This window comes from Haloarcula sp. 1CSR25-25, assembly GCF_032027985.1.
In the GTDB taxonomy this organism is placed as follows: Archaea; Halobacteriota; Halobacteria; order Halobacteriales; family Haloarculaceae; genus Haloarcula.
The window spans coordinates 175,272-191,475 of the sequence record NZ_JAHYBW010000007.1 but is presented as its reverse complement, the minus strand read 5'-3'; the positions used below and the strand labels follow the sequence as shown (position 1 = coordinate 191,475).

16 protein-coding genes are annotated in these 16,204 nt (G+C 54.7%); 6 read left to right on the top strand and 10 right to left on the bottom strand.

All coding sequences use genetic code 11. From position 1 onward, the window contains the following. Positions 1-473: 473 nt before the first annotated feature. A complete protein-coding gene (locus KZ498_RS18770; protein WP_156105558.1) occupies positions 474-1,001 on the bottom strand; it encodes a hypothetical protein in 528 nt (175 codons plus the stop codon). A gap of 191 nt (positions 1,002-1,192) precedes the next feature. Between KZ498_RS18770 and KZ498_RS18765 the strand changes: the two genes are divergently transcribed. Further along, positions 1,193-1,882 (top strand): metal-dependent transcriptional regulator, encoded by a 690-nt coding sequence (locus KZ498_RS18765; RefSeq protein WP_049984689.1) that lies wholly within the window; start codon positions 1,193-1,195, stop codon positions 1,880-1,882. Positions 1,883-2,022: 140 nt separating this feature from the next. Next, positions 2,023-3,258 (top strand): Nramp family divalent metal transporter, encoded by a 1,236-nt coding sequence (locus tag KZ498_RS18760; protein ID WP_156105567.1) that lies wholly within the window; start codon positions 2,023-2,025, stop codon positions 3,256-3,258. A 613-nt stretch (positions 3,259-3,871) separates the two neighbouring features. Here the strand turns inward: KZ498_RS18760 and KZ498_RS18755 are convergent. Then, entirely contained in the window at positions 3,872-4,921 is a 1,050-nt protein-coding gene (locus KZ498_RS18755) for a sodium:calcium antiporter (protein ID WP_049984687.1), read from the bottom strand. A gap of 705 nt (positions 4,922-5,626) precedes the next feature. Between KZ498_RS18755 and KZ498_RS18750 the strand changes: the two genes are divergently transcribed. After that, positions 5,627-6,631 carry a PrsW family intramembrane metalloprotease gene (locus tag KZ498_RS18750; RefSeq protein ID WP_312620749.1) on the top strand — a complete coding sequence of 335 codons (1,005 nt, stop codon included), beginning with the start codon at positions 5,627-5,629 and terminating at the stop codon, positions 6,629-6,631. Between the two features lie 122 nt (positions 6,632-6,753). Here KZ498_RS18750 and KZ498_RS18745 read toward each other — a convergent pair whose 3' ends face one another. From KZ498_RS18745 to KZ498_RS18730, 4 genes are all read right to left on the bottom strand, one after another. Next, positions 6,754-7,446 carry a S26 family signal peptidase gene (locus KZ498_RS18745; protein ID WP_197052308.1) on the bottom strand — a complete coding sequence of 231 codons (693 nt, stop codon included), beginning with the start codon at positions 7,444-7,446 and terminating at the stop codon, positions 6,754-6,756. Further along, positions 7,427-9,295, bottom strand: a complete 1,869-nt coding sequence (locus KZ498_RS18740) for a flippase activity-associated protein Agl23 (protein WP_156105557.1) — start codon at positions 9,293-9,295, stop codon at positions 7,427-7,429. Before KZ498_RS18740 ends, KZ498_RS18745 begins: the two co-directional genes overlap by 20 nt. Before the next feature lie 215 nt (positions 9,296-9,510). Continuing rightward, positions 9,511-9,714 carry a hypothetical protein gene (locus KZ498_RS18735; protein WP_049984685.1) on the bottom strand — a complete coding sequence of 68 codons (204 nt, stop codon included), beginning with the start codon at positions 9,712-9,714 and terminating at the stop codon, positions 9,511-9,513. A 132-nt stretch (positions 9,715-9,846) separates the two neighbouring features. Then, positions 9,847-10,479 carry a DUF420 domain-containing protein gene (locus KZ498_RS18730; protein ID WP_049984747.1) on the bottom strand — a complete coding sequence of 211 codons (633 nt, stop codon included), beginning with the start codon at positions 10,477-10,479 and terminating at the stop codon, positions 9,847-9,849. A gap of 216 nt (positions 10,480-10,695) precedes the next feature. Between KZ498_RS18730 and KZ498_RS18725 the strand changes: the two genes are divergently transcribed. Beyond that, positions 10,696-11,418, top strand: a complete 723-nt coding sequence (locus KZ498_RS18725; RefSeq protein WP_049984684.1) for a CPBP family intramembrane glutamic endopeptidase — start codon at positions 10,696-10,698, stop codon at positions 11,416-11,418. An 80-nt stretch (positions 11,419-11,498) separates the two neighbouring features. Here the strand turns inward: KZ498_RS18725 and KZ498_RS24740 are convergent, their stop codons facing one another. Further along, entirely contained in the window at positions 11,499-11,768 is a 270-nt protein-coding gene (locus KZ498_RS24740; RefSeq protein ID WP_049984683.1) for a hypothetical protein, read from the bottom strand. 428 nt (positions 11,769-12,196) lie between these two features. Continuing rightward, a complete protein-coding gene (locus KZ498_RS18715) occupies positions 12,197-12,865 on the bottom strand; it encodes a hypothetical protein (RefSeq protein WP_081926979.1) in 669 nt (222 codons plus the stop codon). 174 nt (positions 12,866-13,039) lie between these two features. Here KZ498_RS18715 and KZ498_RS24735 point away from each other — a divergent pair, with 174 nt between their 5' ends. Beyond that, the gene (locus KZ498_RS24735) at positions 13,040-13,369 is read left to right on the top strand and encodes a DUF1405 domain-containing protein (protein WP_081926978.1); all 330 of its coding nucleotides are present in this window, start codon (positions 13,040-13,042) and stop codon (positions 13,367-13,369) included. Between the two features lie 400 nt (positions 13,370-13,769). Here the strand turns inward: KZ498_RS24735 and KZ498_RS18710 are convergent, their stop codons facing one another. Together KZ498_RS18710 and KZ498_RS18705 are read right to left on the bottom strand one after the other, a co-directional pair. Continuing rightward, positions 13,770-14,594: a M48 family metalloprotease gene (locus tag KZ498_RS18710; protein ID WP_049984680.1), complete on the bottom strand. Its 825-nt coding sequence runs from the start codon at positions 14,592-14,594 to the stop codon at positions 13,770-13,772. Positions 14,595-14,761: 167 nt separating this feature from the next. Then, a complete protein-coding gene (locus KZ498_RS18705) occupies positions 14,762-15,610 on the bottom strand; it encodes a cation diffusion facilitator family transporter (protein WP_197052306.1) in 849 nt (282 codons plus the stop codon). Positions 15,611-16,054: 444 nt separating this feature from the next. On the opposite strand from KZ498_RS18705, the gene KZ498_RS18700 reads away from it, so the two are divergent. Continuing rightward, positions 16,055-16,201, top strand: coding sequence for a DUF2080 family transposase-associated protein (locus KZ498_RS18700; RefSeq protein ID WP_139246813.1), 147 nt, complete (start codon positions 16,055-16,057; stop codon positions 16,199-16,201). The last annotated feature ends 3 nt before the right edge of the window (positions 16,202-16,204 follow it).

The window sequence follows — 16,204 nt, the reverse complement described above, 5'->3', positions numbered from 1 at the left end:
AGGTATCAGGATGATGATCACGAGGACATCAGTAATATCTAACGGATACCCGAGGACAGACGAAGCTAGGGGATACGTAGGACTAAGTGTGGACCACCGTCTGGATGGGCCGATCGCGAATCATGGGTACATGGTACAGGCCGGTGGTCCATCCAATTGGTTGGACTCTGTCAGCAATAAATATTTTCCGAATAGACCGGGGCAGATTGAGACGATAATCGTTCTTCGAAAAGACACTCACCCTGAGCGTATTCTGATCGCGACGGGTAGTTGTTCCAAAAGCGTCTACCTGGGGAGAGTTTTTTTTATTAGCTATGGAATACGGTACGATCTTCATTTGAAATTTGAAATGCCTTCCAAGTAGGTTTCGTCCGAGTCATTCTCAATGAGGATCCGGAAATGTTCGCAGACTACCATTTCCCCACTCAATTATGGAGCCAACGCTTTTCGACTCCCAGGTACCGGCTGAGGGGTCATGTCTGATACTTGTATGTTGGTTCCCCGTTCGGATTTGCGACCAACTCTTCAAGATAATCGGCGTAGATCCCATTGCCGGAAACACTTCCATCCGGTCTGATTGCATACGTTTCATTCATATTCTCTATATGGAGATACTGTTCGGAAAGTCGCCATTCCACTACATCAACATTTCCTTGAATCTGTTTTATCGCCTCTTCCAGCGTTGCCGGCGGCTTGACGTACCCCAACCGCCCTTCAGGAAATCCATACACAGGTATGCTGCGGTCGCATACCCCATCCCAGAATTCAGCCGGTGCAACGTCCTTCCATTCTGGCCACTCATTCTTCAGATCCCTAACAAAGGTGACATTCACTAGTTGGGCGTCCGCCGAGTAGTCAGGATTCTCGTCCGTTGTCGATATCTCCTTCCCATTCCTTTCATACGTCCAGTCTGCGATGGTTTCCTCCTCAGGGACGCGTACAACGATGGCAACATCCGGGTCATCGTCCTGAGTATCAAATACGTGGTCACCAAGCTCCATAGATGTCATTCAGCGCCGCTGCATTACCAGTTTTTGGTGCGACGACTGGGAGCACACCCAGTATTGACCTCTACACGCGAGAACAGGTCAAGCACCTCGGGAGTGACCTAGATGGTCTATGTGAGTACCGTAGTCGGGATGGATTCTCGGCAGACAAATATAAGAATTAGGCGTTTCTAATTTACTCATCGATGATGTTGAGTGCTGTCATGGAAGACTATCTCAAAGCGATCTATGTCCTCCACGCGGAAGCCGATGGGAACGTCAAAACATCGGACATCGCTACGCAGCTGGACGTCAAGCCACCGACTGTGACTAGCATGCTGAAGAAACTGGCCGAGAAGAACCTGGTCAACCACGAACCCTACCAGGGCGTCGAGCTCACCCCGACGGGTGAATCCGTCGCGCTGGAAGTGATTCGCCATCACCGTTTACTCGAAGCATATCTCACCGAAGAACTCGGCTACGACTGGAGCGAAGTTCACGACGAAGCCGACCGGCTGGAACACCACGTGAGCGAGACATTTATCGACCGGCTCGCTACCAGGCTTGACGAGCCTCGAGTCGATCCACATGGTGATCCGATTCCGAGTGCCGACTTGGATCCTGTTGAAGACCCTTCCGGGACAGCACTTATCGACTTCAGCGTGGACGAAACAGTCATTATCCAGCGAGTTCGGAATCAGGATCCTGAAATTCTCCGGTATCTCGAGGCACATGGAATCAAACCCGGAACGCGCGTTACCATCAAAGAGGTCACCCCCATCGGAATGATCAGTATTCAACCTCACTCCTACGAGACGATCGTCTCCCTGCCGACTAGCGTTGCTCGTTCTATTTGGGCCAATCAAACCGGCGAAGCGTCAACGTCGGTTCCGTGACCGATGTCCCAAGTGGATTAGATTAGACTAAATCTAAAATTTGGTTCGATGGGTATTTTATTAACCACATCTAGCTTCCTTTCAGAGAGATTGTGACTCCAAACTCAGATGGTGAGACGGGTCCAACAGGTCGCCCGTCACTGCGAAAACTCCTGTACTATCTCGGGCCGGGATTCCTCATTAGTGTCGCGTATATGGATCCTGGGAACTGGGCGACGAATATCTCCGGCGGCGCGAAGTTTGGGACAGCCCTGCTCTGGGTGATCGTCCTTGCGAGCCTGATGGCTATTGGGATTCAAATCATCGCTGCGAAACTTGGGATCGCAACGGGGAAAGGCGTCGCGCAACTCTGTCGGGAACGGTTGCCCAAACCTCTGGTCTGGCCGCTCTGGGCCGCCGCCGAACTTGCGATGATCGCCACCGATATGGCCGAAATCATCGGTGCTGCGATCGGGTTTAGCTTAGTTTTCCAACTCCCGCTAGCAGCAGGGGCGGGCCTCGCCGGAATAAGTTCGTTCGCCTTGCTCGGCATTCGTACGGCCTATCGACGTGGCTTTCGGTGGATCGAGTTCACGATCATGGCGCTTGTCGGGGTGATCTCGCTTGCATTCGTCTTCCAGATGGCACTTGCGCAACCGACCGCCGGGGAAATTGCTACGGGGCTAGCACCGTCGATCCCGAACTCGAGTGCGCTGTTTATTGCGATCGGGATTCTCGGTGCGACGGTCATGCCTCACAGCGTGTATCTGCATCCGACACTTGTCCAGGATCGTCGACAACAGCAAATCGAAGCTAACGGGGATACGGAAGCTGTTCATCGGCGCCACTTCCGACTGGAAAGCATCGACACGACGCTTGCACTGTTCAGCGCGATGTTCGTGAATGCTGCTATGCTTATCGTTGCCGCTGCATCGCTTCAAGGGACAGGTATTGAAACACTCACCGAGGCGTATGTCACACTCCAAGGAGTCTTTGGCACGAATGCGAGTTTCGCCTTCGGCATCGCGCTCATCGCGGCCGGACTGTCATCATCACTGGTCGCAACTATGGCCGGGCAGACCGTCATGGATGGATTTCTGGACCTCAACGTGAACGTCTGGATTCGTCGCTCCGTGACGCTCGTCCCGAGCCTCGCCATCGTGATAGCGGGCTTCGATCCGACGAGTGTCCTCGTGGCCTCCCAAGTTGCGCTGAGCTTCGAACTCCCGTTCGTCCTCATCCCCTTGCTCTGGTTCACCTACCAAGAGGACATTATGGGGAGTTTCACGAATAAGACGAGGACGACCTATGGGCTCGCGGTTATTATCGGCCTCATCGTTGTTTTGAACGTGTGGCTCCTGTACTCGACACTATCCGGTACTGGGACGCCTGGATGACTCGATTGTGTTCCTGACCTGAGATAGCATTACACAGTAGCTGATTCAAATTGAAGAGCACATAGAGAACATGATATTGATCTCATGAACTTTACAGTTGGGCATTCTATATAGGCGCCCTCTGGGTTGAGAGAGCAAGATAACTCTGATCCTGACTGGATGCGATTAAGTCCGTGGTATCGTCGTGCTTACGTCAAAAATTCTGGGACGACGCCAATGAGGCAGTTGACCGCAAGCACCAGCACAACTTTCCTGTACGTTGAAATTTGGTGTTTTCTGAGACAGGTGTTACAGCAGCACTGTTGTAACAGCACGGCAAAGATTGGCGCTCATCAGGAGCTGAAGCCATGTTACATTAGAGCTATTGTAACAACCCCTTTGGGAACCGGTGTTTCATATTAACTACCTTAGCATATACGCGTGTGTATATCAATAAGCGGCATTATTGGAGACCTGCGAACGGAAACGACTATAAGGATTCTCAGTCACAATGAATGCTCTCTTGAAATTATACCTTCTTTATTTGTGGTGCGGGATATCACGTTGGCTTATCGAGCCAAATTTCGGGTTCTCAATGCAATACTCGCGGAAGTGCCCCACACTCACGGGGTACTCAGAGGAGTTGGAGGATGCCGAACGCCATAACGATGAGGTATAGCAGATAGAGAGAGTCGAGGACCCCCACCTGCCAGCGCTTGAGTCCGTGGTCGTCAGAGCCGAAGTGTATGAGCAGCGCCAGCGCCGCTGGCATAAGTGCGACGAACGCTAGGTTGACCGAGAACAGCAACATATTTTGAATCGGCAGGGTCACGAGCGCCAGCGGGAAGAAGCCGATCGTCACTGTCACAGCGTTGTCTGCGACAACACTCGCCGTGCCAGCCGTGACCTGGCCGCTCTTCACGACTCGCCACGTCTTGAAGACTTCCGGTGCCGTGCTCATTGTCGCTGTGATGAACAGGCCACCGATCACTTCGGAGATGCCGAACGCCGCAATCAGATTCTCCGTCGCGCGAACCGTGAAATACGCGCCGACTGCCAACGCACCGACGCCAGCGACCGCGAGACCCAGCTCTTTCGTCGACCACTCTACCGATTCTCCCTCCTCACGACCTCGATACACTGCCTGCGTGAGATACAGACCATACGCAACGAGCATGATGACGCCATCGATCGGCTGCAGTCCCTGCCACTGTTCCGGAATCGTCAGCAGTGCGAGAAGGCCGAGGATTCCGAGATACGGGAGCACCAACACCGTCACACTTCGTCGATCTAAACGGAGTAAGCGTTGCTGTATATGCGCTGAGTGTGACTCTGCCCCGTCGATCGGTGACTCCCCGTCGCTCTCCCGTTGCGTCGTCCCGCCATTGCCCGTCAGTTCGCGCCGCGACGCCAGATACGCAATGGTAAAGATCAGTGGGAAGGAGACAATGTTCGAGCCGAGCATGTTCCCGAGACCGATCCCACCAACGCCGCGAAGGGCACTCGTCGTGTTGATTGCGACTTCTGGACTCGCTGTGACGATGGCGAGGAGAGCCGCCCCACCAGTGCCGGTGATCCCCCACTGTCGGCGAATCTTTCGGAGCGGGTCAGCGAGGTGATCCGCCCCCCAATCCGCCAGCCACACTGCTCCAATAAGTACCAGAATCCAGAGCCAGACAGCCATACGTTTCTTTTTTCGCCATCCTCCCTATCAGGGCTTTCGGTGATTGGCACTATACCAACGTCAAGCCTCGCATCAAAGTGTCTGAAGACGTCGAGTGGACGACGCTCACTGGCACTGTTCCGAACATGGGGAACGGGATGTCTACGTACGCGGTCGTCGAGTTACAGACGCACGCCAGGAGGAACTTCATGTACGCTAAGCGGACGACGGTGGGATCGAATGGCTCCTTCTGCCGGTCCGGTGTACAACGGCCGATGTGGTCGCTCCGGAACAGGGCCGGACGAACTCCAGTGTCTTGGCTGTAGGAATGTATCATATTTGCGTTGGTGAGTCACCAGCTCGAGATACCGTCACCCGTGTTTCGGCCCCGAGTCGTCGATTTATGGTGGTGAGACCATCGAAATCCAGGTTACTACCACTGCACTCACGAACGAGTCGAGGGCGTAATTCCGTGTCTCCGGTAGGATTAGAGAGATATTCCATATGTTTGTTCAATTGCATCTACAAGGCGGGACGAAGTTGAAAAATGTGATAACAGGGACACGAAGAAGCGTAGCAGACATGGCTCGTCACTCCGATGGCGGCGGTCACGTACTCTTTCCGGGTTTACGAATAGAAGCGGGTGATCAAAAGACCAATCCTGTTTGATCAGAGCGACTGGCTCTCTGCGTGAGGATTTTTGGTGGAACCAATACAAGAGGTCGTATGGGTAAGGATAGGGAGCCAATATCTGAGGCTGCTGACAACGATCGCGAGTTATACGAGATCGCGAACTGGTACGAACGGACGCTTCTCGATCGCGTCGCTGTCAGCGTGTACAACGGCCTCCGTTTCGTGAGTCGCGCGGTAGTCATTCTTCTCAGCATACTTCTGTTACTAACGCTGGTCGCTCTCGGTGGCCTCGGACTTCTACTGGACCGACCGATCGTTACCGTTCTCGTGTTCTTCTCTGTCGCCCCCGCGTTCGGACTCGCAGCATATGTTTGGTACGCGGATCCCACGACTAGCGAGCCACTCTGGCTGTTACTCGCGACGTTTTTGCTCGGATTGCTGTTCGCGAACTTTGCTGCCGTCATCAACAGTCTCACGCAACCGCTCTTTGTCTGGATTCCGATCGTGGGACTGTCCCTGTACTTCTACCTCGTCGTTGCGCCGATCGAAGAATTTGTCAAACTGCTCGCCGTTCGACTGTATGCATTTAATAGCAACTCGTTCGATTCGGTTATCGACGGGGCTGTCTACGGTGCGTTCGCTGGCCTCGGGTTTGCCACTATCGAGAATGCGCTCTACGTCAGCCGTGGACTCCAGACAGCGCTTCAGGGAAGCGCCGGGGGCGAAATACCAGTCCTCGGAATCGTTGCGGGGACGGCCGCTGTCCGTGCGTTAGCGGGGCCCGGGCACGTTATTTATTCCGCCTTTGCAGGGTATTACTTGGGCTTGGCAAAGTTCAATCCTGAAGACGCAGGACCAATAATCGTCAAGGGGTTACTTATCGCTGCGCTCATCCACGGGACGTACAATTCACTCTCGACGGTCGTCCCGAACGCGCTCGTGGCGGGCCTGAGCCTTCCTCCTGCTCTTGCGACACTCGCGTTCATAATCGGGTACGTGGCCCTCTTTAGCTATCTGCTCTACAGGAAAATTGTCCGGTATCAGGCGGTGTATGAGACGGTCGGTGCTACTACACAAACGGGAGATCGACAACTATAGAGACAGAAATCGGTGTGGAGCAGAGCGATTCCCGCCAGTTCTGTGATTGCGGCCTGCCCGCTCCAATCTCCCGGTCCCTCAATCCAATCGTACCACCGTAGTTCGGTGGTACAAAGCGCGTTCTATACTACGAGCACACCGAATAGTAACCGAATGTACCCGATCCACGGAATCCGGAGTTCCGCTTTCCCTTCTATCCATACGGGCCGAACAGGACCACTGAGTCCCATCACTTGATCGTACTTGTTATTTGCATCCCCTTTAGTAATGAATCCCGCCTGAGGAGCTGGGCAGTTTGGTATTTCACGACAGTTCTCACCATCGAGATATGCGGGATCGGCTTTGTCGTACCAGTTCTCGCTCTCGTTCACCCAGAAGCGAGCACGATGAATGATAGGTGTACCTCCAGCGTAATTTGGTCGATACACGATGACATCTCCATAGCTGCCGAATTTTCGATAGCCAACTCGCTTGCCAATCCGATAGGTCACGACACCTGTGGGATCTCTAGCCGCTGTGGGTGCGAACCGTGATTCCTCGACGACGAACACGAGGTCGCCACGAGACATATGCGGTTCCATACTGCCACTTTCGACAGCAACCATCGGCGGCCAGACGCCACTAATCGCAAACAAAACGACTCCGATAAGAAGCACGACGAGCGCACTACTCACCAGGTCGCGAACGATCTGGACGACCGGGTGGTTTGTTTGCCTGAGCCAGCGAATCCACTCTCGGATGGCGTATCCATCTGGCGGGGAATCTTTCCTGGTCATCGTTTCAGGTTGCGTATTGTCAGGTGACTGCCCCGTCATCGAGTACCCAATTCGATGGTGAACGTCGGGGGTCCCAGCGGTACGGTTCTCGAGAGCTGCTCGTTCGGCTGCTCTGTTCGGACTGGCGAGTGTCGATGAACATAACGACCTCTGCATTCGAGGTGCGAAGACGGTACGTTCGTGCCACGTAGCCGTCGAGGTCGTCCGCAAGTGTGCCTTGGTGTTTCGCTCGGGCGATGATCACTACCGGACGAGTGTCTGAAACCACGCGTTCAAACTCTGTCTCGTTTTCGGCGCAGGTGGCAGTCGCGTTGGCCCGCGTTAGATACCATTGGAGTGGGAGCGTCGAAGAGATGTCAGCACAGAGCGGCCGGATACCCCGCTGTGGAGGATTCTCTGCGAGTAGTTCCTCGCCGTAGAACACGACATCGACGTCAGGATCCGACGGCGAACGGGCATCCAGCGGCTGCAGTGCGGTTCGAAAATCATCGGCTGGCTGGGCGTACTGGACGAGTTCGTTGTGGTCAGCTGTTGGATGGCGGTACACACTGTTCACGGTCGTCACGGCGACCTGGCCTCCGACGAGCAACAAAAGGATCACGACCACGCTTGCATTCAGCCGGTCGTCACGATTCCAGGCATCGGTGGCTTGGCGGTAGAGCCACGCGAGGCCGACAGCCGCCGGGATGGCCAGTGGGACGAGTGCATTGACGGTAATCCATGCCCCGAAGATGTCGGTCCCGAGCGGATAGCCAAGGATACTGACAAATCCCCAGTAGGACGCGAACATCACCAGGTATCGCACAGACCGAGTGCCATACCGTTCGAGGACGAATCCTCCGACTGCGAACAGGACGAGCGGTCCAGCGTACGTGAAAAGGACCTCGACGAATCGCCCGAAGAAGTCGAGGAAGACCGCGACAAGGTCATCTTCTTGCGAGACACCGCCGAACCAGTACGAATACCCCGCCTCGATATCCGTCACTGTTGCATCAACAAGCGCAGGGAAACGGTCCGGATTCGTAAGTGCCTGCCACAGTCCCACTCCGCTGGGATCGGCCGTCCGCGGCGCATAGAAAAACAGGATGATGCCGAGAAATAATCCGACTATCAGGGTTGAATGGCCAATATATCGAGGGAGAGATCTCCGATAGACCGACCACCGCTGAACCAACTGGTGCCAGGTTGACTGAAGACGTGTCAATCCAGAAGTACCCGTTCCCGGTCGAAAGAGTGAATCGTCAACAATTAGGGCCGTCGCGCCGAGCCACGTGAGAAGATAGACCGCAGCATTCTCCTTTGCCGTGAAGCCCAGCGCTGTCAACACGACCGCTGCATAGACGTATCGTATCCGTCGGGTATCATAGGCTCGGACGACACAGCCGAACGCGGCGAACATGAACCCGGCAACTAAGATGGTACTGCGCAAGAAGCGGGAGTAATACAAAAGGACAGGGTTGAAGGCGAGGAAGAGCGCCAGGGCTATTAGTTCACCCGCGTTGAGATGCTCACGAAATAAGAGGGCAGTCCCGGGGAGTAACCCACCAACAATAGCCACGATGAGCCGAGACGTCAGATCAGTCGCTCCGAGTAGAGTAAATACGTAGGTGTTCAGCAATTGGATGAACGGCCCGTGTGTGATATAATGATAGTGAAATGACCCGGTCTGCATATACTGGAGGGTCCAGTAGCCGACGCGCCCTTCGTCGAAGTGGGCGATCCGCTGACCGAGGAAGAGGAGGCGAGCAACGAGTGCGATAACAGTGATGACGACGATCGCACGCTGAAGGCGAATCGTGCGCATCCATCGTAAATTTAGAGTGGGAGCTTTCTCAGAGGGCACATAGAATATCGAGTCAGATCTGCGCATAAAAATCCTGATTTCCATTGAGGGCCGTGATTCTACAGATAATCAAGGCGAGTGTCTCGTGGCTTGTACCCCGAGGCGGTTCGCCAGACTATTGGGATCGATTCTGTTTGGTCTCGTTTGACCTACAGCTTTGGTTTGGTGACCCCGGGCTTGTCGTGAAATTGATCTTTTATTCCTGCTCGCGGTCGAAAATCTGCTACTGATTCACCCTCGTCGTGCTGCTTGGTGGTTGACTAGTGTGTGCCGAATTCAGCGTCTCTCATCACTATCCCAACGAGAGCGATGGTGAGGATGATGATAGCCCCAAGGGAGCCATTAATAATCAAGCTCACCGTCGGCGATCCTGCTGGATCTGGGGTCAATACATACAGGATGTACATTATAAACAGCAAGAGTAGCATTGCCACCACTATTGCGTTGCCAAGTCCCTTGTTCATACGCTGAGGGTTCGTCTCGTGGGGTATAATTCAACCGAATTATAGCAGCCAGTTCGATTACTATCTGACCTACTGATGAACCGATGCAGGTGATAGATGGAGACATCGCTACTTAGTACTACTTTAGAAGATTTACCGCCGCCAGACGACCGGTCCGAACACTAGAATGACGGCGGTACTGAGCCGAACGCGTTCCCAGTCGTAGATATGGTTGAGCAGGATGTACGTCACGACGCCGAGGAACAGGCTCAGCGTCCAAGCAGCGACTGCAACTCGACCGACACGAGGGTGAACGGTATCACGAAGCTCCGCGGGAGAGTGCGTAAGCCCGAGTATAACCGCATGGAGGACGACCGGTACCGAGACGACTGACAGAAGGATATGGACAGCGAGCAGTGCCCAGTACACGTACGTGACGAGCGTCGGGCCGACGAACGCTTTTTCGAACCCGCCACCCACTTTCCAGACGTACAGAACGAGAAAGAGCATAATGAGGCCGAAGGCCGTGAGCATCGCCGCTCGGTGTTTCTGAATCTCGCCACGTTTGATGAACCGCCAGCCAGCAACTAACAAGACTAAGGCGGTGGTATTGATGACCGCGATCAGATCCGAGAACAGTTGGACAGTTGCTGCCCCGATCTCAGGTACCGGCACCATCCCTGCGAATGCTCCAATGACGACAACATACCCGATCACGCTCACGACTGCGGTGACGTGGCGTGGATGAGCGCGTGTGTAGCGGCGGACATCCTCCGAGATTGCCATGTCACCCCCTTTCAGGTCCAGGCCAAACGGTATTTCGATTCGCGGGAGAGCCATACCGCCGTCCAGATCGATGGTAGTCCCCCTCCGACAACACAGCCAGTCCGAATATGTATCGTGTTCCACGACTTTACCGTACGCCTGCGTACACCAGCAACAATCGGGACTCGGATCGGCAGACAGGAAGGTACAAGCGACGCCAATCCAGAAACTAGAAGTATGGAGACGGGACTACGGCATCGAGGCCGCAGCTTGCTTACGGCCGTTGCATTAGCCGTCAGCGGGTTCGTTGTTGGAGCACTCGTCGTTTTTCTCACGGCCCAGGTGCTCATTTTCGCAGGTGTTGATGTGATGAATGCGCCAGCGGTTCAGCTCGTCATTTCGACGGTGATGTTACAGGGCGTCACGTTTGGTCTTTTAGCCATTGGCTATCTCAAACTGAGTGGGCTCGGCCTCAACTTCCTCGCACTCCGGCGTCCGACCCTCCGAGACGCTGGCTGGACTGTCGGCGGGCTCCTCGTGTTTTTTGTCCTCTATGGGGCGATGAATCTCGTTATCTCAGCACTCGGCGTTCCCGTCGCAGAAAATCAAGTGGCACAAATTGGTGGTCAAAACCCAGACGTGCTCCTATTGCTGGTGCCCTTCTCTCTTCTGCTCATTGGTCCTGGCGAAGAGCTCCTATTCCGGGGGCTCATCCAGGGAACGCTCCGACGAACCTTTCGACCGGTGAGTGCAATCGTCATTGCGAGTGCGATCTTCGCTGTGAGCCACGCGACAGCTCTCAGTGGCGACGGCCAACTCACCTATATGGCTGTCGTGTTCGTTCTTGCGCTCGTTCTCGGTGCCACCTACGAATACGCGGAAAACCTCGTGATTCCGGCCGTGATACACGGTGTCTATAATGCCGTTTTATTCTCCGCTCTCTACGTTCGAGTCACGTAAGTAGCGTTTCGGCCGATGCGATGCATATGTATGGTAGAGCGATTCTAGGCGAGTTGTGCCAACACTTCGCCAAAAACCGTTCACCGGTTCGTGGATGTGTACATAATTGGGCCAGTGACGAGTAGAGCGATGCCGAGATACTGGTAGTGAATTGGCGCGAGGCTTGAGGGAGTCAAGAGAAAGATGAGTCCAAAAAGCATCACAATGATCGCGGTGATTTTTCCAGATCTACGGAAAATCCCGGCCATGAGTGCGAGAAGAAAGAAGAAGAGGATCACTTGACCGATATTATAATTCAGTAGGAAGCTATCGATCACCTGCAGCGGAACAAGTGATAATATACTAGTCATATTAGCTGGTTGTAGCCAATTCTGTAATTTCGACATATGACGGTTGATCACACGGGGACCGGACACCCCGACTAAGGTTGTAGACGATGGCTTTGAGACTCATTTCATCGAACTCCAGCCACCGACTTCGAGCAGACACTGGGGAGCCGAGCGTGTGTTTGGTGCCTGAGAAGATACCTTCAGCCATTGTTGTTTAGCTAAATCGGCTTGAAGTCAATATAATGATGGTTCGTTTTCCTATAATCTGAGAATCCCCACTACACTTAAATAAATGCTAATTGACATTATATGACAATATTACGGACTCTAGCCCGTTCCCGGATTTCCATTTGACTGAACTCTCGATGCTATTGATTACCAATGGATCAATCGAACTGTGATTATGAAAGTTGGGACGCGAATACACCCGCCTTCAGGCGAAGACATTGTCAACGTAATGGTCGCCAGTAGAGGAGAGCGATAGCGGAGAGGAACGCGAGGGTCGAAAGCCCGTACGTCTGGTCAAGTGCGAAGGCAGCCACAGCGGAGGAACTCCCAAATAGACTCGTTGCGGCCGTTGCAAGGATGGGCCACGAACAACTCACGCACGAGAAGAGGCCGACAACACCTGAGACTGCACTGCCAGCGGTATCAAGAACGGTTGTGTAGACGAGGTAGGTGAGGGTGAGATACCCGATAAGTTTGTACGGTTCGAGAACGAGCCTGAGGAGCGAGCCTTGATAAAGCAGGACTGGGCTATATCCCGGCGGGAGCGTCCAGTCAATTTGGAGCGGAATCACCCTCGCGCCAGTACCGAACCCGAGGAGTCCGCCAAAATAGGCCAAGATGAGGAAATACCCGATCCCAACTACTGTGGCGAGGTGGCGGTACCCACGTGATGACGAGTCAGTCGTTGTCGTGAGGAGCACCCACAGACTGACATTGATCCAGAGAAACGGATAGACAAGGATGAGTGGCTCTGTGATGCGTACATCACGGATCATGACGTAACCGAGAACCAGCAGTATCTCTAGTTGGAGGACAGCAATCGCACTAAGAACTGTCAGTCGGTTCGGCCTGAGACGTCGAACGTAGGTATCGAGTGCGACTCCGCCCATCCTGGGTTGAATTCTGCGGTCTGGTTCAATAAATCCACGCGTCTCTGCTTTAGTCTGCTGGAGCCCGGTAGAAGATAACTCCGGTATGCGTGAATCATCGTAGCGAACTAACTCGCGGGCACCACGTTTGGGTTCTGGTACTATCGCTTCCGGTTCGCACAGACACCACTCGTCATGTGGCCGGTCATCCCCGATAGTCTGGCTACCACCTTGTTCATGGCGCTCCGTCTCGCCACTAGGAAGCTCGGGGACGAACAGGAATGTCTCCATATGTTCGCCTTCTACGGCAATATCAAACTCGGCCTCTGGACGCCGTACGTCCAACTCGTGCTCAACGGTCTCAGCCGGAATCGACATGTCGTTGTACGTCGTTCTGGTCAACAGTCATCTGGCGATTATTTTTCGGGCGTTCGTGGTCTACCGTTATGTAGCCTTTCCGGCCGGTGTCGTCGTGGTCAGCTGGCGCTGTTCGTCTGGTATCGGTTTTTTATGAGAAAACCATAAGTTCCCCTACTCCAAGACGCTATTGTGGGGTGATACCCTGATAGGCATCGCCGCTGTCAGAGGCCACCTGTCCCGTAGCCCACCCCCCACTCACTCCCGACCCCCTCTCACCCCACGTCGGCGTCAACTCTGCCTCATCCGTTTCTTGAGACGTTTTCTCCCGTCACATAACTGCGATTGCGCCAAAGTAGAGTCCGAGGCCAAGTGAGGCGCCCCCGACGAGCTGTGCCACCCGCCGCCAGCGATCCGAGACCGGGGCCTCGGTACCGTACTCACCACTTCGATCTGAGGGAATGCGACCTGCGGTCTGAACGCGGATTACGGTCTCTGGATATGCGAGCAACAGGATTCCTATGCCGATTCCGAGGACGGCTGCTAGGAGCGTCCGTAAGGCGGCCATCTACCTGCGAAGGCGCTCGATGCGTTTTTCGACTGGTGGATGCGTCGCGAACAGGCGGGCGAGGCCGCGTTCCTCGCCGAAGATACACAAGGCGTTCACCTGAGCATCAACCTCCGACTCACGCGCCCGTTCGGTGCCCCGGCTGATCTTTTCAAGTGCCGTCGCAAGCGGTTCGCCGCTCCCAATTTCTGATGCGGCGTCGCTGTCGGCGACGTACTCGCGGTACCTCGAGATGGCGAACACGAACAGCATCACGAGCATCTGCGTGATCTGCCCAACAACGATTGCAAGGAAGAAGTCCGCGAGGTCGTTGTCTCCCGACAGGAGGACGGCCCACTGAGCAACGATCGCGACGATAGAGGCGACACCTTGGCCGAGCACCATCATCACGACGTCGCGGTTTCGGATGTGGGCGAGTTCGTGTGCGAGGACGCCCTCAACCTCATCCGGTTCGAGGCGTTGCAGTAGTTCTTCGGAGACGACGACCGTCCCGGCTCCCTTCCGACCGATGGCGAAGGCGTTCGGAACACCCATCCGGGCGATCATGAGCCGAGGTTTCTCGATGCCCATATCATCGGCAAGCGATTCGACTCGTCGATGAATATCCGAATAGCGGTCTTCAGGGAGCTCCTCAGCACCGACACTCCGGAGCGCCATCCATTTGCCGAGTTTATACTGGACGCCGACGAAACCAATACTCCCGAGGAGAACAAGCCAGAGCGGCCAGCCGAACACGCCCATCACCACGACCGCGGCGACGGCGTAGAAGGCGAACAGGACGGAACCGACGACGGCCATCCGAGCTTTCAAACCGAGGTGGCGCATGATCGACTATTGCCTCGGAGACATTAAGCTCCGGCGGTATTGGGGGCTGGTACGATACGCTCAAGAGTCCTCGCTGTAGATGCCGAGCGTCACTGCAGTAGTACTTGATCGCTGTTTGACGGATGCTGCCTGAAACCTACTGAATACGTGCGTGATAGGTACTATTATCAGCTATGGTCTGGAACCTGGGATAACTCGCTCGTTTCAGCGGACATATCGACCGTCGCGTGGTCGACGCCGAATTCCTCGTGGAGTACGTCGACGACGCGCTTCTTGAGCTTCTCTCGTTCTTCGAGAGATTGGACGTTATCTTGGAGATGCATGGACGCGACGCGAATCGTACTCGATAGCTGCCAGACGTGGACATCGGCGATCGAGACCACGCCGTCAACCTCCCGCAGTCGGTTTTCGATTTCGTCGACCGAGACCGGGCTTCGCTGGAAGAAAATCTCTCCACTCTCTCTGAGCAGTTTCACGGCCGACCAGATAATGATGACCGCGATCAACACCGCAGTGATCGGGTCAGCGAGTGTCGATCCCGTGAACTCAACGACGAGCATCGAAACGATGACGGCGACAGACGCGCCGGTATCCCCGATGAGATGATAGTACGCCCCCTTCTCGTTGAGGTTCATTTCGCCTCCCTGTAAGTAGTACACAGATGCAAAGTTCACGAGCAGTCCGCCTGTGGCGAGTCCCGCAGTCATTAACGGATCTATCTCGACTGGGTTGAGGAATCGCTGATAGGACTCCCAGACGAGGTAGCCGACCATCGGGACGAGGAGGATGCCGTTCAGAAACGCAGTAAACGGCTCAACCCGGTCCAGCCCGTACGACCAGTATTCACCCGGTTCAGCACGTCGCGAGACGTAGGCGGCACCGAAGGCAAGAACGTACGCAAGCGCGTCGAACAGCATATGGAAGGCGTCGCCGACCAGTGCCACGGAACCAAAGAGGAGACCACCAGCGAGTTCGATCACAAAGCCGACAATATTGATTAGGGCGACGCCAGCCAATTTCCGGATGCTCCGTTCGCCATTACCATGACCGTGTCCGCTATTGTGGCTCTGAGTAGTTCCCAAGCAAAATCACCCATCTACGCGTTCTGCATTAACTAGGTTAAGAGTACGGGCCGGAGATTCGATCGTACGAGGGCGTAGTCCCGTGTCCCACACATAGAGAAACGATGATGCTCTGGGTGACAGACCAGAAAGACTGGATACCTGGATTATACCAGATATATTGGACAACCCTACGTCACAACAAGTGTTTTGTGAGCGAGCGGGAGTTAACTGGAATTAGGCGCTAAGTCCCCTTCCTCAAGGAGCAACGCAGGGAGCGAAGCGACCGAGTAGCGCAGTAGGGAGGGGATACAGCGCCGCACAGTCCTCAAACACGTTCACCGCTCGGCTCACAGGCCCACCGCTACCTTTATGTCTATCCATAGTCTATACATCAGTGTGGATAGGTTTGAAATCGAAGGTGAGGAAGTCCTCGACGGGACGGCAAAACCGTCAGGGAACAGCGCCCACGTCATCGTTCCCAAACGCTGGCGCGGAGCCGACGTGAAAGTCGTCCGCGTCTCCGATCCCGACCCAGACGAATAGCCC